Annotated in this window: 19 protein-coding genes; 10 read left to right on the forward strand and 9 right to left on the reverse strand. The window is 60.3% G+C overall.

What is annotated here, in order from left to right:
- The 7 genes from GQY20_RS23160 to GQY20_RS23190 form a co-directional block, all read right to left on the reverse strand.
- The gene (locus GQY20_RS23160; protein WP_232476206.1) at positions 1-1,608 is read right to left on the reverse strand and encodes a GMC family oxidoreductase; all 1,608 of its coding nucleotides are present in this window, start codon (positions 1,606-1,608) and stop codon (positions 1-3) included.
- Positions 1,593-2,126, reverse strand: coding sequence for a gluconate 2-dehydrogenase subunit 3 family protein (locus GQY20_RS23165; protein WP_157219514.1), 534 nt, complete (start codon positions 2,124-2,126; stop codon positions 1,593-1,595). The genes GQY20_RS23160 and GQY20_RS23165 overlap by 16 nt, the downstream gene beginning before the upstream one ends.
- A gap of 193 nt (positions 2,127-2,319) precedes the next feature.
- Entirely contained in the window at positions 2,320-2,712 is a 393-nt protein-coding gene (locus GQY20_RS23170; RefSeq protein WP_157219515.1) for a VOC family protein, read from the reverse strand.
- Positions 2,713-2,748: 36 nt separating this feature from the next.
- The gene (locus GQY20_RS23175; RefSeq protein WP_157219516.1) at positions 2,749-3,294 is read right to left on the reverse strand and encodes a c-type cytochrome; all 546 of its coding nucleotides are present in this window, start codon (positions 3,292-3,294) and stop codon (positions 2,749-2,751) included.
- A 98-nt stretch (positions 3,295-3,392) separates the two neighbouring features.
- Entirely contained in the window at positions 3,393-5,132 is a 1,740-nt protein-coding gene (dld, locus tag GQY20_RS23180) for a D-lactate dehydrogenase (RefSeq protein ID WP_232476207.1), read from the reverse strand.
- Positions 5,133-5,179: 47 nt separating this feature from the next.
- Entirely contained in the window at positions 5,180-5,851 is a 672-nt protein-coding gene (locus tag GQY20_RS23185) for a glutathione S-transferase family protein (protein ID WP_198351152.1), read from the reverse strand.
- 70 nt (positions 5,852-5,921) lie between these two features.
- Positions 5,922-8,324 carry a TonB-dependent receptor gene (locus tag GQY20_RS23190; RefSeq protein WP_157219517.1) on the reverse strand — a complete coding sequence of 801 codons (2,403 nt, stop codon included), beginning with the start codon at positions 8,322-8,324 and terminating at the stop codon, positions 5,922-5,924.
- Between the two features lie 205 nt (positions 8,325-8,529).
- Here GQY20_RS23190 and GQY20_RS23195 point away from each other — a divergent pair, with 205 nt between their 5' ends.
- From GQY20_RS23195 to GQY20_RS23220, 6 genes are all read left to right on the forward strand, one after another.
- Positions 8,530-9,531, forward strand: a complete 1,002-nt coding sequence (locus tag GQY20_RS23195; RefSeq protein ID WP_157219518.1) for an alpha/beta hydrolase — start codon at positions 8,530-8,532, stop codon at positions 9,529-9,531.
- The gene (locus tag GQY20_RS23200) at positions 9,528-10,286 is read left to right on the forward strand and encodes an SDR family NAD(P)-dependent oxidoreductase (protein WP_157219519.1); all 759 of its coding nucleotides are present in this window, start codon (positions 9,528-9,530) and stop codon (positions 10,284-10,286) included. The genes GQY20_RS23195 and GQY20_RS23200 overlap by 4 nt, the downstream gene beginning before the upstream one ends.
- A gap of 100 nt (positions 10,287-10,386) precedes the next feature.
- Positions 10,387-11,091, forward strand: coding sequence for a glutathione S-transferase family protein (locus tag GQY20_RS23205; protein ID WP_157219520.1), 705 nt, complete (start codon positions 10,387-10,389; stop codon positions 11,089-11,091).
- Positions 11,092-11,248: 157 nt separating this feature from the next.
- Positions 11,249-12,208: an NAD-dependent epimerase/dehydratase family protein gene (locus tag GQY20_RS23210; protein WP_157219521.1), complete on the forward strand. Its 960-nt coding sequence runs from the start codon at positions 11,249-11,251 to the stop codon at positions 12,206-12,208.
- Positions 12,209-12,271: 63 nt separating this feature from the next.
- A complete protein-coding gene (locus GQY20_RS23215; RefSeq protein ID WP_157219522.1) occupies positions 12,272-13,045 on the forward strand; it encodes an HpcH/HpaI aldolase family protein in 774 nt (257 codons plus the stop codon).
- Between the two features lie 50 nt (positions 13,046-13,095).
- Positions 13,096-14,088: an alpha/beta hydrolase gene (locus GQY20_RS23220; RefSeq protein ID WP_157219523.1), complete on the forward strand. Its 993-nt coding sequence runs from the start codon at positions 13,096-13,098 to the stop codon at positions 14,086-14,088.
- Positions 14,089-14,105: 17 nt separating this feature from the next.
- On the opposite strand, the gene GQY20_RS23225 is transcribed toward GQY20_RS23220, so the two are convergent.
- Positions 14,106-14,624 (reverse strand): nuclear transport factor 2 family protein, encoded by a 519-nt coding sequence (locus GQY20_RS23225; protein WP_157219524.1) that lies wholly within the window; start codon positions 14,622-14,624, stop codon positions 14,106-14,108.
- Positions 14,625-15,105: 481 nt separating this feature from the next.
- Here GQY20_RS23225 and GQY20_RS23230 point away from each other — a divergent pair, with 481 nt between their 5' ends.
- From GQY20_RS23230 to GQY20_RS23245, 4 genes are all read left to right on the forward strand, one after another.
- The gene (locus GQY20_RS23230; protein WP_157219525.1) at positions 15,106-16,227 is read left to right on the forward strand and encodes an NAD(P) transhydrogenase subunit alpha; all 1,122 of its coding nucleotides are present in this window, start codon (positions 15,106-15,108) and stop codon (positions 16,225-16,227) included.
- A 20-nt stretch (positions 16,228-16,247) separates the two neighbouring features.
- A complete protein-coding gene (locus GQY20_RS23235) occupies positions 16,248-16,535 on the forward strand; it encodes an NAD(P) transhydrogenase subunit alpha (protein ID WP_157219526.1) in 288 nt (95 codons plus the stop codon).
- Positions 16,536-16,557: 22 nt separating this feature from the next.
- The gene (locus GQY20_RS23240; RefSeq protein ID WP_157219527.1) at positions 16,558-17,973 is read left to right on the forward strand and encodes an NAD(P)(+) transhydrogenase (Re/Si-specific) subunit beta; all 1,416 of its coding nucleotides are present in this window, start codon (positions 16,558-16,560) and stop codon (positions 17,971-17,973) included.
- A gap of 301 nt (positions 17,974-18,274) precedes the next feature.
- Positions 18,275-18,610, forward strand: coding sequence for a hypothetical protein (locus tag GQY20_RS23245; RefSeq protein WP_157219528.1), 336 nt, complete (start codon positions 18,275-18,277; stop codon positions 18,608-18,610).
- Between the two features lie 148 nt (positions 18,611-18,758).
- On the opposite strand, the gene GQY20_RS33110 is transcribed toward GQY20_RS23245, so the two are convergent.
- Positions 18,759-19,118 (reverse strand): zinc-binding dehydrogenase, encoded by a 360-nt coding sequence (locus GQY20_RS33110; protein WP_157219529.1) that lies wholly within the window; start codon positions 19,116-19,118, stop codon positions 18,759-18,761.
- Between the last annotated feature and the right edge of the window lie 41 nt (positions 19,119-19,159).

Below are 19,159 nucleotides of genomic sequence, written 5' to 3' on the forward strand. Positions count from 1 at the left end.
TCAGACTTCATTCCGGCTCATGAGACCGGCGAGATGCTCGGCCTGGCGGAGCGCCAATGCGACGATCGTGAGGGTCGGGTTTTCAGCGGCACTGGTCGTGAACTGGCTACCATCGGAGATGAACAGATTGCTCACCTCGTGGGACCGACCCCAGCGGTCGACAACGCCGTCTTCCGGACGGCCGCTCATCCGGTTGGTGCCAAGGTTATGGGTCGATGGATAGGGCGGCGTGACGATAGTGCGCGTTGCCCCCACGGCATTGTAGATGGCTTCTCCTTGCTTGTAGGCATGGGCGCGCATCGCCAGATCATTGGCGTGATCGTCATAATGGACATTGGCCACGGGCATGCCGTGCTGGTCCTTGACCTCGCTGCTGAGCGTGACACGGTTGTTGGCCTGCGGCATGTCTTCGCCGACAATCCAGAGCCCTGCCATGTGATCATAGCGATCGAGCGCCGAGGTGAAGTCGCGACCCCAGGCGCCTGGGTTCATGAACGCGGCCAGGAAGGGGAGGCCAAGAGAAATGGTCTCCATCTCGAAGCCGCCGACATAGCCCCGCGAGGGTTCGTGGCGCGCCTCGTCCCGCACGATGCCAGCCATGACGGTGCCACGGTACATGTGGACCGGCTTGTCGAAAATGCCCCAGACCGTTCCGGTCGTATGGCGCATATAATGCCGCCCGACATGGCCGGCGCCGTTGGCTAGGCCATGCGGGAAAAGCGAGCTTGCGGAATTGAGGAGCAGCCTTGGGCTTTCTATCGAATTCCCCGCGATCGCCACCACCCGCGCTCTTTGCCGCTGAATCTTGCCGTCCGCGTCCACGTAAATCGCCGCTGTGGCTCTCCCACGCGCGTCATGTTCGATGCGCAGGACGTGGCATTCGGCACGAACCTCCAGCTTTCCCGTCGCCTCGCCCTTGGGGATTTCGGTATAGAGGGTGGACCATTTCGCGCCGGACTTGCACCCCTGGAAGCAGAAGCCGATCTGCTGGCATGCGCCTCTACCATCGCGCGGCTGGCTGTTGATCGACATGTTCCCGGTATGAACTTCCTTGTAGCCGATCTTCGTGGCCCCGGCGTGCAACACCTTGAAATTATTGTTGCCCGGAAGCCGTGGTATCCCGTTGGTCCCGGTCGTGCCCATCCGAAATTCCGCGGCGGCGTACCACGGTGCCATTTCGGCAGCGTCGATTGGCCAGTCGAGCAGCGCGGCGCCGGCGATGTCGCCATAGGTTGTGCGGGCCTTCCATTCATGATCCTGGAAGCGCAAGGACGCTCCGGCCCAATGCGTGGTCGTGCCGCCCACGGCTTTGACGATCCAGGCGGGCAGCTCGGGAAAATCGGTCGCGATACGCCAGGAACCTGATGTTGTTCGGCGATCTGTCCAGGCGAGCTGCCCGAAACTTTCCCACTCGTCATTGACGAAGTCGGCAATTTCGTAGCGCTTCCCCGCTTCAAGGCATACGACCTTGATGCCCTTCTGCGCCAGCTCGTTTGCCAAGGTGCCGCCGCCCGCGCCCGAGCCCACGACGACGACGACGCTGTCGTCATTCAGATCAAATTTCGCTGTCATGAAACGTCCCTCCGCCTTGTTCAGGCCGGCAGCCAATCGATGTCATCGAAACCGCGACGGATATATCCGCCTTTTTCGGCGGACGATCCTTCGTAACCGAAGCGGCTCCACAGCGTTTGCTGGTTATACAATGACGTGACGAGCCCGGACCGAAGGGTCTTGAAGAAATCGCTGCTTTCAATCGTCTTTAAGACGAGGGCCCGATCCTGCTCATGCTCGATCGCGAGATATGGGCGACCGTACTTCCTTCGTGCAGCATCGTCGAGCAGCGCGGCACCGGCTCGAAGAAGCTGGTTCTTGCTCGCGTCGGCGGCGAGCTGGTCGGCGATCGTTGCGATCGCGTGCTGATACTGATCGTCTCCGAGGCGGTCATGCGGAAACAGATCTCGCGCCATCCGTATCAAGGAGTTGGAATCGGCAAGCCCCGTCGGCACCGATTGTGCGAGTACGCGGCCTGGAAAAAGTGTCGCTGCGGATGCCATGAGGACGGCAGTGCCCGATCCGACAATCAATGTCCTTCGGTCGAAATTACTGGTCCTGTCAGCAATGTGCATGGCCTTGCCTCGATATGTGAAAAGAAGACGAATTTCGGATCCGTCTTCGAGCAATTAGAAGAGTGCGATGTGGAGAAAATACCCGGCGATAAGCACGCACGACATCATACAGACACGGTCACCTATGACATCCGGTAAGATCCTTCAGACGAGCGAAATGTTAACCGCGCACCTGCCGTTCGGCAGGTTCGCATTATCGGTAGCGCCCATTTTTCTGCAGGACCTCGATCTTGTAGCCGTCGGGATCATTGATGAAGAAGAACCGCGCGGGCAGCCGTTCGTCCTTGAATTCCTTGATGGGCTGAGGCGAAAGGCCGGCGCTTTCCATACGCGCATGTTCAGCATCCAGGTCATCGCTCACGACCGCTATGTGACCGTAGCCTTCACCGAGCGCATAGGGCTCGACCCGCCCATGATTGACGGTCAGCTCCAGCTCGAAATCATTGTCCGGGCTGCGCAGATAGACGAGCGTAAAGTCATCGAACGGAAATCGTCCAGCGACATCAAGACCGAGGGCCTCCTTGTAGAACTCTACGGACTTTCGTTCGTCCGTCACGCGCACCATGGAGTGGATGATCTTGGCCATGCTTGCTTGCTCCCAAATAAGAAATCGGGCTATCGATCATTTGCCGTTTAGTCCCTTAATATATCCGATGATCGCCAGGCGCTTGGCCGCATCAGGCTGACGATAGTTCATGACGCTGCCAGGAACTTGAGCATTGCTGTCGGCAAGCCAAAGATTGAGCGTTTGGTCGGTCCACTTGATCCGGGAAGAGCGAAGCGCGCTGGAGTAATTGAAGCCCGGCGACTTCCCGGCGGTACGGCCGACGACACCAGCCAGCGGCGGACCGACACGAATCTCTCCCGCTATGGTGGAATGGCATGCTCCGCATTGCTGCCCAAAAAGCTTCTCACCACTCGGCGGGCCAGATTTGGGAACAAAAATAGCCTGGCTCTGAGCGGCCGAACCGATGATCAACGCAAGACTTATCGCTACGGTAAAGGGAAGCACCCGGAAGGCGGCGCTGCAACAACGGCGGTGATTTTGGCCTTTTCCGATGTAAGCCGCCTTCAGTAATCCAGATCGCACCTGTTCATCTCCGCCATGCTTGCCGGAACCAGATTGCCATTCCGGTGGCTCCAAAAGCGATCTTTCCGGGTTGCTCATTGTGGCATTCACTATGGCGGATTGATCATCGAGACCCGCCGGGCCTGTTGCTTTCTTCGGACTGTCGCTTTTTGCCCGACGGTTACGCCCTGCCTGAACTACCGCTCCCGGGGCGTAAATGTAGCAGTCTTGGCGGCGCGACCGGTGCGCCCTATGCCCGGATTGAAGATGTTGAGCGGGTCGAGCCTCGCGTAATGCTCAGCGAGCGGCTGCTTGGCATGATAAAGATGACCGACATTATGCTCCGCCGGATACTCAGCGCCGCGCTGATCAAGCAGAGCCAACATTTTTTCCTCCACGGCCGCGGCGTCGGCCCCCCTGGATATGACATAATCATGATGAAATACGTGGCAGAAGAAGTGTCCGTAATAAAGACGGTGCAGGATTGCACTCGACATGGATGCCGGTAATTGCTCGACCCAGTCCTGGTCATTGCGCCGAAGAGCGAAGTCGATCGCCACGATCTCTTCGACGCAATCTTGATGCATCGCACGATATCTGACCGCCGCGCCAGCCACTGCAAATCGATGGCGGAAGGCGTCCGCCGCTTCCGATGGGCTGCATTCGAAAAAGTCGCTCGCGGATGATGCAAAAGCAGATCCGAGATAGTCTCGAGCTTCCTCGACGCCGCCGTCCGCCATCTTCAATATGAGATGATGCTCATATTGCTGACGAAATTGGAGCAATCTGCGAGGAAGGTGATCGCCCCACAGGCTGCTGCACCATTGAAGAAAATGATCGCTGGATTGCCGTGGCAGAAACGGAAGCCGATCCGCCCAATTGTCGAGCCGGGCTTTCGTAGCGAACAGGGCGGGGAGCTTCTCCGTCCCCAGATATTTGATCGCGAGGAAAAGATCCTTGCCATATCTGGCGGCAATGTCGAAGGCATCACGATGCACATACTCCCCCGAGACCGGCAGATGGGAGAAGCTGCTCAGGATATGACGGCGCAGCCTGGTCAATGCCGCTGGATCGTTGGTCCCAAGGTAAAAGGTCGCGGTGCGCTCGTCGGCGGGAAAAGTATCGAGGCGAACCGCAAACAGCACAACCTTCCCCGCGCTGCCAGCAGCCTCGAACAATCTCAGGGGATCGGCGTTGAACCGGGCGGGCGTGTCCTCATCGATCTGGCGTACATGGTCGCGATAGCGGGCATCCGACGCCGCACGTCCTTCGGCGGTCGTGACATTGGCGTCCGTGAAGCATCCCCGATCCAATCGAGCCAATATCTCCTCCGGTTGCGTGCCCAGTTCCATCCCAAGATGGTTGATCAAGCGCAAAGCGCCGTCGGCTCCAACTTGCGCATATAAAGCAAGTTCGGTGTAGGCCGGGCCGCGGCGCACCAGCGCTCCGCCTGAATTGTTGCATATGCCGCCGATAACAGTAGCGCCAAGGCATGACGACCCGATCACTGAGTGGGGCTCGCGCCCGAGAGGTTTGAGAGTCTGCTCCAGTTCGTGAAGCGTGGTGCCCGGAAGGCAAAGAACCTGCTCGCCTCCGCGAAGAAGATGCGTGCCGCGCAGGCGTCCAGTGTTGATGATGATGACGTCGCGATCATAATGACCGAAAGGGGTGGAGCCGCCGGTCAAGCCCGTGTTGGCCGCCTGTACTATGATGATGACGCCGGCAGCGGTGCAATGCTGCAAAACCTCCCACTGCTCCGAGAGCGTCCCTGGGCGCACCACGGCCAGAACCGGGCCTCCGCCGAAGCGGTATCCCTGAGAGAAGCGGCGCGTAGCCGCCGCCCCCGTCAGGACATGGCGACCGCCAACGACACTTCTTAGCTTGACGACCAGCGACCGCTCACGCGCACGCGGTGCCTCGGCCTGCTCTGACAGCAAACGAGCATCCAATCTGGACCACAAGGGCGGTATCACCGCGGGCGCCTTCAGTGGTTTTGAGGGAACATCACCCGGTGGGTTTCTGCGTCGAAGCCGGTCTTCAGCTGGAAGCGATCCTTGATCAGGTTCGCGCGCTGTGCCGCCGGACGCGCGGTGATCTCAGCGTGAAGCTTGGCAGCGCGGGGGTAGGCGGCAAGGCCTTCATCCCCGAAGACGACCGGCGCCATGTTGGCCCATCCCCAGAATGCCATGTCCGCGATGCTATATTCGTTCCCTGCCAGATAGGCGTTGGTCGCGAGATGGTCTTCGATAACCTGATAGTGACGCTGTGTTTCCTTGAGGTAGCGATTCTGCGCGTAAGGCAGGGTTTCCGGCGCATGGCGCAGGAAGTGGACAGCCTGCCCGGAAAAGGGCGACAGGCCGGTTGCGACAAAGAAGAGCCATGAAAGGGCGGCACCACGCTCCTTTTCCTCGACAGGAAGAAAGCGACGGTGCTTTTCTGCAAGATAGAGGATGATCGCGTTCGAATCGAAGACGGTGACGTCCCCATCGACGATGACCGGAACCTTGCCGTTGGGATTGAGTGCCCTGAATGCTGGCTCGTGTTGATCGCCCTTCAGAATATCGACGGGGATCGTTTCATAATCCAGGCCTAGTTCTTCAAGGAGCAAGCCTACCTTCATCGGGTTAGGCGTGTGATGAAAGTAGAAACGCAGCATAGGTTCATCTCCGCATTTGAGAGGGCGAGGCCCGGTCGGGCCCTTGTGAACCGACCGGACCCCCTTGGCACTAGAACTTGATCTCGCCCGTCACGCCATAGGTGCGCGGCGGACCCGGCAGATAGGGATATCCCGCCGGACCGGCATAGGTGACGCCAAGGGAAACATATTGCTTGTCCAGCAGGTTCTTCCCCCAAAAGCGTATGCTGGTGTTTGGCGTGGGCGAATATTTGAGCTGCGCGCTTAATAAACCGTAGCCGTTCTGCTTCAGCAGATTGTCCGGCTCGAAATAGAGCTTCGAGGTGTGGTAATAGTCGACCGAGAGTTGCGCGTCGCCATGACCTGTGTCAACCGTATAGCTCGCACCCACGTTGAAGACATATTTGGCCGAGAGCGGCAGTTGATTGCCGCTTGCGTCCACGGAAATAGCAGGAATGGTGCCACCGACATATCCCAGCGCAGGATTGGTGTTCGGATTAGGCGGCGCGGAAGGGGCGTTGTTGTAGGATTTGTAAGTCGCGTCGAGATAGGTAAAACCGCCATGCGCGCTGAACTGCGATGACAGAGCGGCCTCGGCCTCCAATTCCACGCCCTTTACGCGGGCGCTCTTTGCGTTGGACAGGATGATCGATCCGGATCTGATCAACTGCACCTGGGGATCGGAGACCCGATAGTAGAAGGCAGCGCCGTTCAGTCGCAGGTGGCGGTCGAACAGGGAGGTCTTGAGACCTGCTTCATACGCATCCACCGTTTCTGGGCGCTGCGGCGGCGCTGAGAAAGGAATCAGATTATATCCACCCGACTTATAGCCCCGGCTGTAAGAGACGTAGCCCAGAATGTCGGGTGTGAACTTGTAATCCACTGCTGTTCGGTAGGTAAGTCTGTCCAGACTTTTGGAGTCCGGAGGCACGGGGAAGCTGGCGATTTCAGTGCCGTTGTTGATGAGAGCGGTTCGCCCGTCGCCGGACGTTTTCTCATGCGTGTAGCGTAAGCCCCCGGTCAGGCTGAGCCCAGGTGCGACTTCCAAAGTCGCTTGACCATAGCCGGCATAGGATTTCGCCCGCTGCTTGGCGAATATCTGCACGCCGTTGAAGCCGGGCCCGGAAAAGAGCGGCCCGCTAAAGGCCGAGGGATCATATTTGCTGAGCGCATTGTAGTAAAACAAGCCCGCGACGTAGGTCAGCGGCCCTCGCTTGCCCGCGAGCTGAAGCTCCTGGGTGAACTGCTTCACACCGATGTGGAGCAGGTATCGACCATCGCCCTGGGGTGTGAGGTCTGAAACGCCGGGCTGCTTCTCGCGCTCGCGCGTAAATGCCGTCGTGCTCGTGAGGGTGCCAAAGCCCACATCCTGCTCGATGCGGAGAGAGCCGCCCTCACCCTTGGTTATGTTGCGACCGTCGATCCCGTTTCGCGTGTCATAGAAGTCGGGCAGGGGCGGAAGGACGACGTAGGGCGGTAGGCTCGTGCCGCCGGTATAGCCCTTCATGATATTTCCCTGGGTGCTGACCCTTGATAGCGAGTAATAGCCGGTGAGCACGACCTTGGTGCTGTTGCCGGGCTTCCACAGCAATTTGGAGCGCACCGTGAAGTCGTTCTGGAAACCGGCCTTATTGCCGGTCGCGATATTGGTACCCCAGCCGTTGGCCTGGTTCGTGCCACCGACGGTGATGTCCATGGCGAGGGTGTCCGACAGGCCGCCAGTCACATAGAGGTCGCCCTGGAAGGTCTGGTAATTGCCGTAGCCAAGGCTGGCGTGACCGGAAAAGTCAAACGACGGATCCGGCGTTACGATGTTGATGACGCCGCCGGACGAGTTGCGCCCGAACAGGGTGCCCTGCGGCCCTTTGAGGACTTCGACGCGCTCGATGTTGCTGAGCGAGAGAAAGCCAACCGGCAGGCGGGTATAATAGACGCCATCGGCATAGACGGCGACGCTGGATTCATTGCCGGCCGCCGAGGCATTGCTGCCGATACCGCGCAGAAAGGGAAGCGCGACGCCCGTTCCCTGGGCCACCTGGAGCCCTGGTGTGATCCTCGTCAGTTCCCGAACGTCCTTGATACCGCGCTCTTCAAGCGCCGCATCGTTGAACGCGCTGACGGCCACAGGGACGTCCTGCAGCCTCTGAGCGCGCTTCTGCGCGGTAACGATAATTTCCTGCACACCACCGCCCGCGGACTCGTCACTGGCGCTAGTGGCTTGCGGCGGCTGGCCGGATTGCGCCTCGGCCTTGCTCGAGACGGCCATGAGCGCGACTGCGAAGGTCGTGATGGTCGCCAGCCCCGTCGAGTGCTTCAGATATCGCTTGTGCATAAAACTCCCCTCTCTGTTCGCCTTATAGTTTTGTTCTGAACGGCAGTTGGCATCAGTGGTGTAGAAAACTCCAGCCCCCCGATAGCGCGCGCTGGCGTCGCCCGCGTTCACGGCGATATTGTAAAAATGAGATTTGCTTTCAGAAATGAAGCATCGTCGCATGCTCCTGTCCCCCGCCCGCGAACGCGCTGGCGCAAAGCGCCGGCGATATTCCGCGCGCGATCGAAAAAAATACGGAATGCGCGCTTTTTCAATGTATCCCGAACCCGCGCGGCCGGGCTCTGCATGCTATCGTGGTGGGGCCGGGCGCTAGCGCACCGGCAGGACCGAGCCGAATGCGCAAAAATAAGGTAAAAGCTTGACCACGATGGCCATCGACAGGGTTGACGCTGAATATCGCGAGATATTGCAGCAGATACCGATGCTTCAACTCACGGCTGGAACGCTCGGCGAGGCCCGCAGCGCCATGGTCGACATGTTCATCAACCTTCTTCCTTCTAGTGACGCCTCCCCAGTTAGGCCGCGGCTTATCTCCGGGGCGCCGCTCATTCTTTTCGAGCCGGCGATCAGGTCGGGAGGCCTGAGGGCAGCAATTCTCTATATCCATAGCGGCGGGTTCGTCATGGGCAGTGCTGCCATGATGAACGGCTATTGCGGCAGGCTCGCGGACGAGCTTGGCGTCGTCGTCGTCAGCGTGGATTACAGGCTGGCGCCTGAGACGCCTTTCCCTGGCCCGTTGGAGGACTGTTATGACGGCCTTAAATGGCTGTTCGATAGTGCCGATGAACTGAATGTCGACACAGGGCGTGTGGCAGTGATGGGCGATAGCGGCGGCGGCGGCTTGGCTGCCGCCCTGTGCCTCCTGGCGCGGGACCGCGGCGGCCCGCAGCCCAGCGTCCAACTGCTGATGTACCCCATGCTGGATTGCCGGGCCGGTGCGGCGCAAGAGCCGTCTCCCAATCCCTTCACCGGTGACTTTCTATGGACTCGTTCGATGAACCAGTTCGGCTGGAATGCAATGCGAGGTGAGCAAGAGCTGACGGCGGAACAGCTGGGCTATTTCTCGCCATCACTCGCGCAAGACTTTTCCTCCCTGCCTGCCGCCTTCATTGGAGTAGGTACGCTCGATCTCTTCGTCGACGAGTGCCTCGCCTTTGGCCATGCTCTCGTGCGCGCGGGGGTGCCGGTCGAATTGCGGACCTACCCGGGTTGCTTTCATGGCTTCGACAGACTGCCTGGCACGCTCTCCGAGAGCTTCGAGCGCGATCTGTTCGCAGCCATTCGGCGCTTTCTGCAGCTTGGTCCGCGAGACCAGGCCGCCAGCCAGACGGTGCAAACGCACGCAAACGATCGAAAGGAGGGAGAATGACGTTGGAGCTGGACGGGAAGACGGTCGCCATCACCGGGGCCGCCGGTGACATTGGAGGCGCCACCGCGCGTCGATGCGCGGAAGAGGGAGCATCCGTCATGCTCCTCGACATCGACGCCGACGCGATCGCCGCAGCAGCGGCGGGGCATCCAAGCTTTTTTCACCGGCACGTAGACGTCACTTCGAGCAGCGATGTGGAAGCTGCAGCGGCGGCCGTGAGCGAAAAGATGGGGCCGGTCGATTTGCTCTTCCTGAATGCGGGCATCGAGCAGCCCTATGCACCTGTCGCCGAGCTTGACGAAGCGCTCTTCGACCGGATCATGGCTGTGAACGTGAAGGGCGTGTTTCTGATGGCGAAACACTTCCTGCCGATCATGCGAGACGGCGGGTGCATCGTCATCACCTCATCGATCGCTTCGCTGATGACTCTCCCCGGTAACGCCGCCTATTCGGCCAGCAAGGCCGCCGTGGCAGGAATGATGCGTTCGATCGCCGCCGACTGCGCGCCGCGTCGGATAAGATGCAACACTGTCCATCCGGGCTCGGTCAACAGCCGTATGATGGCGCGGTCCGCTGAAGCCGCGACCGGGGGCGGGGACACGACCCAGTTTTTCGAGCAGGTATCTGCGATGGCGAAACTGGGAAGGATGGTCGAGCCAGTGGAAATTGCGGAAATGGTGGTCTTCCTCGGCAGCGACCGCGCTCGAATGGTGACGAGCCAAAGCCTCGTCGTCGATGGGGGCACGGTGGCTTAAGGCACGACGATCTCGAATATTGGGGGCGCCTACCCGAATTTCCTGATGCAGCCGGCAAATCCCCGGCAGCAGCACTGACAAATCGAAAGCGGACCGAACTATGATCGAGCTATATTACCATCCGACGCCTAACACCTGGAAAGTTGCAATCATGTTGGAGGAGTGTGGGCTTCCTTATCAGCTCAAGCTCGTCAACATCCATGATTCCGCGCAGTTCTCGCCGGAGTTCCTCAAGATCAACCCCAACGGCCGGGTGCCGGCGATCGTGGATACCGAGGCATCCGAGGGACCTCTTCCCATCTTTGAATCAGGCGCGATCCTCATCTATCTGGCGGAGAAGAGCGGTCTTTTCCTGGCCCCCACGGGAGCCGAGCGGGCGGTCGCGCTGGAGTGGCTTTTCTGGCAAATGTCCGCGCTAGGCCCGATCGCGGGCCAGGCCCATTATTTTCGCCGATATGCTCCGGAAGGCAATGAGCATGCGAGCGAGCGGTTCACAAAGGAAGCCGCTCGCCTTTACGGTGTGCTGGATCGACGTCTGGGAGACGTCGAATGGCTCGCGGGCGACTATAGCATCGCGGACATGTCTTGCTGGGGCTGGGTATTTTTCCACCGCATGCACGGCCAGTCGTTCGACGACTTTCCGCACGTCGGCCGGTGGTTCAAGCAAATGTCGGATCGTCCGGCAGTTGTTCGCGCGAAGCGAATTGGCCTCGACAATGTCTCCTCCGAGATGCTCGAGATATATGATCAGCCATATTACAGCCTTCCCGACGATTACGGCGCCGAAGGAACAAGGGTTCGCTAATCGATCGCATGAACATGAGCGGCAGCCGCCCCGGTCCCGCCGGACGGTCGCTCGGCGCACGTCATGCTCACTTTGAGCAAGGCTAGAAACTGCTCCTTCGACCTCAATCAGGCTAAAAATTCGTCCAGATGCGATCAGCCGCAATCGGGGAGAGATCATGAAGGTATTCGTTATAGGCGCCACGGGATTTGTTGGATCGGCCGTTGCGCGCACTTTCAAAGCGGCGGGTCACGACGTTTCCGGCCTTTCGCGAAATGCTTCCAATGAGGCAGCGCTGCAAGATGCTGGAGTGAGCGCCGTGCCGGGGGACCTATCCGATCTTTCGGGCCTTGCTGCCCTTGTCGATCCCTTCGACGTGGTCATCATGGCCGGCATGATCCCCTTCGAAGAGGAAGCGCCGCTCATGCAGGCGCTTGTCGCGGCCTGCCGCACCGGCTCTAGCAAGCATCTTATCTTTACCTCGGGCAGCGGCGTGCTGTCGATCGAGTCGAAGGATGGGTCCTGGAACCAGGAAACCTTTGCAGAAGACGATCCCTTTCCCTTTCCGTGCCGTCCGAACCGTGCCGTCCGGATCCAGACCGAAGATCTGGTGCGGCAGGCCTCGGGTGATGGCCTGAGCACCTACGTCATCCGGCCGCCGCTCATCTACGGGCATGGCGGGAGCATTCAGATCCCGCAAATCTTCGAATCCGCGCGGAAAACAGGCAAGGCCTGTTATCTGGGATATGGCCTCAACCTCTATTCGGCCGTGCATGTCGACGATCTCGCGGCATGCTATCTCCTCGCCGTCGAGCGGGGAACGCCGGGCGCGCTTTATCACACGGTTTCGGGCGAGGCCAACTTCCGCAGCATCGCCGAAGCGGTCGCGCAGGTCGTGGGATGCGAGACCCGGAGCCTCGATTATGACTCTGCGTGCGAACTTTGGGGCAGCTTCTGGGTGGATATCGCGCTCGCGGTCAACAGCCGATCGATTGCGCGGCGAACGGTCTCTGAACTCGGCTGGACTCCTCAACACCTTGATGTGATCGACGACATCCGCAATGGTTCCTATCGTGCCGCCTATCAAGCCGCGCAGGCGCAAGGCGGTAAGGAGTTTAGTTGGAAGAGCCATGGCTGACCCGTGGTGCCTCCCCACCATGGCTGACTCGCGCGATGCGCCTACAGGTTGAAAGGCGAGCTAATGACCAGCATAATCGCGCGATCGCGCCTCATCGAGATCATGGCGCAGGGGAGGCAGCCGCTCGGCATTTTCGTCTCTTCCCTCGACCCGGCGTCGACCGATATAATGGCGCTTGCGGGCGTCGATTTCGTTGTCATTGACGGCGAGCACGGCCGTTTCGGACGCGCCGACATTGAAAACCACGTTCGAGCGGCAAATCTAGGCGGGATTCTTCCCTTTGTTCGGATCCTCGAGAACTCCCCGACCTTGATCCAGTCGATGCTCGATCTCGGTGCGCAAGGGGTCCTCGTCCCCCATGTCGACACTGCCGAGGACGCCCGTTCAGCGGTAGCGGCAAGCCGTTATGCGCCTCGTGGAAAAAGGGGCATGTGCCCGGCCTGTAACGCCGGCGGCTATGGGATGGCGGGATGGTCTGCGCATGTGGACGCGTCCGATGCGAACGTCCTGATCATTCCAGTTCTGGAGTCGCGTAAGGCGGTCGATAATATCGAGGAAATTCTGGCAGTCGAGGGCATCGACATAGTCCTCTACGGACCCGGCGACCTTTCGGCCGACATGGGCATCGACTTCGTGGAGGACAGGCACCTGCTTGCCGAGGCCTGGCAGACGCTGCTCGCAGCGACAAGGCGCGCCGGAAAAAGCGCGCTCGCGCCATATGGGCTGGGCTTCGATGACGCCGACATGCTGATCGCAGAGATGGAGCTGATGCTGTTGCGCAAAGCGGTTGCCCGCTTGGTTGACGAGGCGCGGACCAGTCATGCCTCGCGCACATGAGGATCACGCGACGCGAAATCCTCGTCACTGCGCTGGCTTCGGGTTGGCTCATGGCTGACGATGGCCGTGCAGCAGGGGGAGCTGCCCCTTCGGAGGATGCTTATGCAGGAGTCGACCCCGAACTGATACCGCGCTTGCGGCAGATCGGGGCGGGCGACCTTACTGCCAAAACCTTGTTGCGCTGGCGAAACGCGCCTCCGACCGTCCCTCCGGTGACTCTTCCACCCCCCGCTCCGCAACTCGTGCGAAAGATCATCCCGGGATCCCGAGGCAATCCGCCCGTCGCGATCTTCGTCGTCGATCCTTCTCCGGGTGCACGCGGCCGACCGGCCTATCTCTACGTTCACGGCGGGGGATATGTCATGTTCAGCGCGGATCGAAACCCCAAGCTCCTTCAGGAGATCGCGATCGAGAATGACTGCGTGGTTGTGGCCGTCGATTACCGATTGGCACCGGAAGCGCGCTTCCCGGCTGCGCTTGAGGATATTTATTCGGCGCTCTGCTGGCTGCGGGACAATGCGGACGCTCTCGGCGTGGACGTAAGCCGAATAGCAGTCGGCGGCGAAAGCGCCGGGGCCGGTCATGTCGCCTCACTGTCGATCGCCGCGCGAGACAGGCGCGGGCCCCACATCGCCTTCCAGCTCCTCCTCTATCCGATGCTCGACGATCGGACCGGCAGCAGCAGGCCGGCGGCTCCCAATGCGGGGCGTTTCATCTGGACTCCCGCTTCCAATCGCTTTGGATGGTCATCGTTGCTCGGTATGCCCGCCGGCAGCGATGCCGTGCCGGCACAGTGCGTGCCGGCACGCGCAACCAATCTCGCCGGGCTTCCCCCGACATATATCGGGGCGGGCTCGATCGACCTTTTCGCGCGGGAGGACATCGAGTTCGCCGGACGCCTGATGGACGCGGCCGTTCCCACCGAGCTGCTGATAGTACCGGGCGCCTATCATGGCTTCGACCTTGCTGTGCCGGACGCCGCGATTTCCCGGCGCTTCACCGCATCCTGGAAGGCTGCTCTCAAGCGAGCTTTGACGAGGTGAGCGCGTAGCCGCCGATGTTATAACGTCTGGACATAGGCGGCAACCTCTTCCAGCGTTGGCCTGTTGGGCTTATCCCAGCCTTCGAAAGCAGGTGGCGGCCCCATCGGGGCTACATCCCAGTAGCGCCCGCTGAAGTCCGGCGGACCAAGATAGGTCAGATTCCACCATCGGCGGGCGAACCGCCAGCGGCCGTCCTCCACTTTATAGTCATCATGGTAGATGCCCATCACAATGCGTGGCTTGCCATCAGTCGCACGTACCGATTCGCTCACATATATGCGCCCCCGCGCGCGATCGCCCTCGACATCGATGATCGACGCGACGGGACTATGCAGAATATTGTGGCGATCCCTCATCAAGATGCGCCAAAACTCGACAATAGTCTCGCGGCCCTTGGTGCAGCGTCCAAAAGCGATCCATTCGCCATCAGTCGCCCAGCAGGCCCGGTAGTCCTCTTCGCTCTTGCGATAGAAGGCATCGGTGTACCGCCCGTGCAAATCCTGAATGGCAAGTCGTGTCTCAACGTCTTTGAGCATCTTGTCTCTCCGCGCAACCTGGACTTTGACCGTCGCCCATCGGGGCATCAGCCGGGCCCGGCTCGTGTTCCTTGCCTCCCCCCAGGGGCCGGCATGTGACGGCCGCGGGCGATGGGAGCAACGAACTCAGCATATATGTTCGCACGAGCGAGGCCGACGCCAATGCGTGCTGAGATCGATCAAAGAATGCCGATAGCGATCGCCGGTGACCATTGCTCCTCGCCTCGTCGTGATCGGTATTCATCGGCGCAGGTTGCATCATCAGCCGGTTGGCGTCGAATTCGGTTGCTTCGTGCTGAAATCCCCGTTGATGGATCGATCAGAAACATCAACGATCAGTTTCAACGAATCGAGGCCATCGCAGTGATGCCTTGGATGTGGCACGCGGCTGCCAGAGCTGAAGCTCCCCTTGCGTATGGATACAAGGTGTCAACTCACACCTTGCCGGGCGACATCAAATAACATGGCGGTATGAGGCGGCATGAAGATTGCGATCCTGCGGGAAACCACCGACTATGAGCGGCGCGTTTCGGCAACACCTGAAACGGTGAAGAAGTTCATCGCTCTGGGAGCTGATATCGCCGTCGAGGCGGGGGCGGGTGAGAGGGCTTCGATCGCCGATAGCGCGTACCAGGACGCCGGCGCGACGGTCGCCGATCGCGGTGCCGTCATTGAAAATGCCGATATTCTACTTTGCGTACGTGGTCCCGCGACAGAATCGATCGTCGGCGTAAAGCGGGACGCATGGCTTGTTGGGAGTCTCGACCCTCTGGCGCAGCGGCTTCTCGTCGATCGTTATGCAGCTGCCGGCATTGAAGCGCTCGCCATGGAGTTCATGCCGCGCATCACCCGCGCCCAATCGATGGATATCCTTTCGTCGCAGTCGAACCTGGCCGGCTACAAGGCCGTGCTAATCGCCGCCAGCGAATATGGTCGCGCCTTTCCGATGATGATGACCGCAGCCGGCACGGTCTCGGCAGCACGCGCCTTCATAATGGGCGTAGGTGTGGCCGGCCTTCAGGCAATCGCCACTGCCCGTCGCCTCGGCGCGCAGGTCTCCGCCACCGATGTGCGTTCCGCCACCAGGGAACAGATCCTGTCACTCGGCGCCAAGCCGGTATTCGTCGAACAGTTGGCGGGCATCGAAGGCGAGGGTGCCGGCGGCTATGCGAGTGAGATGTCGCCGGAATATCAGAAGGCGCAAGCCGAGCTCCTCTCGGGCCATATTGCCAAACAGGACATTGTCATAACCACGGCGCTGATCCCGGGCCGCGCTCCTCCCAGGCTCGTCAGCGATACGCAGATCGCGACGATGAGAGCAGGCTCGGTCATCGTCGACCTGGCAGCCGAAAGCGGCGGCAATGTCGAGGGCGTCGTTGCGGGCGAGACGGTCGTCAGACACGGGGTCCGGATCGTCGGGGCCAGGAACATTGCGAGCAGTCTGGCTGCGGATGCATCGGCGCTCTTCGCGCGCAATCTCTTCAACTTCCTGAGCGCGTTCTGGGACAAGAATGCTGGCAAGCCGGTCCTCGACGAGGAGATCGGCAACGCCGTGCGCCTCACGCGGGGCGGCAAGGTTGTCCACGAACGACTGCTCGGCTGATCGCCAAAAGGACCAAGCCTGTGGATTTCATCTCGATCTTGTCGATCTTCGTGCTGGCCTGCTTCGTGGGCTATTATGTCGTGTGGTCGGTGACGCCGGCACTGCACACGCCGCTGATGGCGGTCACAAACGCCATCTCCTCAGTGATCATCGTCGGCGCACTGATCGCGAGCGCGGCGCAGGGCAGCGTCTATGCCAAATATCTGGGCTTGGTCGCGGTGGTTTTCGCAAGCGTCAACATCTTCGGTGGCTTCGCGGTCACCGCGCGAATGCTTGCGATGTACAAGAAAAAAGAGCGCAAGAGCTGAGCGCGGGCGAGGGGGATAGAGAATGCATCAACTAGCCGCCACACCTGCATGGGCCTCCCTGGCTTATCTGGTATCGGGTATCCTTTTCATTCTGGCGTTGCGCGGGCTTTCAAGTCCGGCCAGCTCGCGCCGCGGCAACCGCTTCGGCATGGCCGGCATGCTCATCGCCGTTGCCACGACGCTCGTCCTGCACGGCACCGGACGTGCCGAGATTGCGATCGCTATCGCTATCGGTGGCGCAATCGGTTCCGTGACCGCTCGCAAGATCGCCATGACGGACATGCCGCAGCTCGTCGCTGCCTTCCATTCGTTGGTCGGACTCGCTGCCGTTCTGGTCGCCGGGGCCGCCTTCCTCAATCCGGAGGCCTTCGGGATTTTGGACGAGGCGACAGGTCATATCCACAATGTCAGCCGGATCGAGATGGGGCTAGGCGTCGCGATCGGCGCGATCACATTCTCAGGTTCGGTGATCGCCTTCCTGAAACTCAACGGCAATATGTCTGGCAAGCCGATCATGCTGCCGGGGCGGCATGTCATCAACCTGGGTACGCTGGTCGCAATCCTTGGGCTGATTGGCTATTTCGTCACAGACGATGCTCATTGGGTGTTCTTCACTGTCACCGCGCTAAGCTTCGTTATCGGTTTCCTTCTGATCATTCCCATCGGCGGTGCGGATATGCCGGTGGTCGTCTCCATGCTGAATAGCTACTCGGGCTGGGCGGCCGCAGCGATGGGCTTCACCCTGCACAATTCAGCAATGATCATCACCGGCGCCCTGGTGGGTTCGTCCGGTGCAATTCTCAGCTACATCATGTGCAAGGCGATGAACCGGAGCTTCATCAGCGTGATCGCCGGCGGCTTCGGCGGTGACAGCGCCGCGGCCGGCGGTGGCGACGCCAAGGAGCAGCGCCCATGGAAGCGTGGTTCGGCCGATGATGCAGCCTTCCTCATGGGGCAGGCCGAGCAGGTCATCATCGTTCCTGGCTACGGCATGGCAGTCAGTCAAGCGCAGCATGCTCTGCGTGAGATGGGCGACGTTCTGAAGGCGGCAGGCGTGAGGGTCAAATATGCGATCCATCCGGTTGCCGGACGCATGCCAGGTCATATGAACGTGCTGCTCGCAGAGGCAAACGTCCCCTATGATGAGGTATTCGAGTTGGAGGACATCAATTCGGAATTCGCTCAGACTGACATCGCCTTTGTGATAGGCGCGAATGACGTAACCAATCCAGCAGCGAAGACCGACAAGACTTCTCCGATCTACGGCATGCCTATCCTTGACGTCGAGAAGGCAAAGACCGTGCTGTTCGTGAAGCGCTCGATGGAGGGCGTGGGCTATGCTGGCGTCGATAACGATGTTTTCTACATGGGCAGTACGATGATGCTGCTCGGCGACGCCAAGAAGATGGTCGAGGAAATCGTCAAGACCATGAACTAGCGCGTGTCAGCCGTCCTCGGGCACGTTACCGGGCTCGATGGTACGGCCATCATGGATGACACCGCGGGGTTGGCGTGTTCTGCCAACCCCGCGGACTTGCCCAAATTGACAGCGCTGATGGAGGTCGTCGGAATCCTGTTCGAGCTGCCTTCATGAGGCGCTGGCCTTGCTGCTCGGGATCGCAATGGTAGCATGCCGGCCATGACCGATCCGATGGACGCTCTGATCGATTTCCGCAGGGCGATCGCACAACGGGAAATTTGCGTTCAGCCAGCGGACTTCCATCCGGACATCTTCGTGCATGTCGATCAGCCGGCCGGCACCAAGATATACCTATGCGCTGATCGACGGCGGCGAGGTCACCGCAGTCGCGCTCCTCGCACTGACCGAGGCGATCGAGGGCGTGCCGACTTTCCAGCTTGGCTACGCGGTGATGGAAGCTCGGCGAGGTACCGGGCGCGCGCAGCGTGTCGCGATGGCGGCGATCAACGAGATATGCCGCGGGCTTCGCCGGAACGGGATTCCGAAGCTGTATTTCGAGGCTGTGATCGATCGCGAGAACATGTCCGTGTACCGAGTGCCTTGGCCACGATTCCGGCGTGCCCGCGATCCAGTTTCAACGTCTCGTAGATTCTAGCGCGTGAGCGCCGCGATATGAAACGACGGTTCCTGTCTTGAGCTTGGTCCATTTGTGACCGAAGGGCGTCGAAGCCAAGAGCAAACGTCTGTTGACGGAACTTTCGACAGGAAAGCCGACTGTCGCCCAGTGATCCAATTTCCGTCGTTTACGGGGCTCCGGAGAATGTCGCGTGCCAAACGTCCGGCCGCATTGGAGCCTGGCTGGCGTTTCCGATCAGTGGCACACGGCCGAAGGCGCGAGTCGATAGTATCGAGGCATCGAGCGAAGCGCCGCCAACGGGATCAGGCACAACTGACGCCATGCGGCCCTCGGTCAGCCCTCGCACTGCGTCCAAGATCGTCTCGGTCTTGCGGTCAATTACAGCGCTTGCCCCAAGTGCGCGTAGCAGCTGCGCTCTCTCGGCCCCGGCTTGTACCGACAATACCGTCGCTCGCTGCCGGGCGGCAAGCTGGACAGCTGCCAACAGCGCGATTGCAGGGACCTCGGCACAGTCGAACGGCTCCATCGATCGCGGCTAAGCTATATCGACCCGAGCAGCCGATCGGG

Origin of the sequence: Flavisphingomonas formosensis, from assembly GCF_009755815.1 — a bacterium.
GTDB lineage: Bacteria > Pseudomonadota > Alphaproteobacteria > Sphingomonadales > Sphingomonadaceae > Flavisphingomonas > Flavisphingomonas formosensis.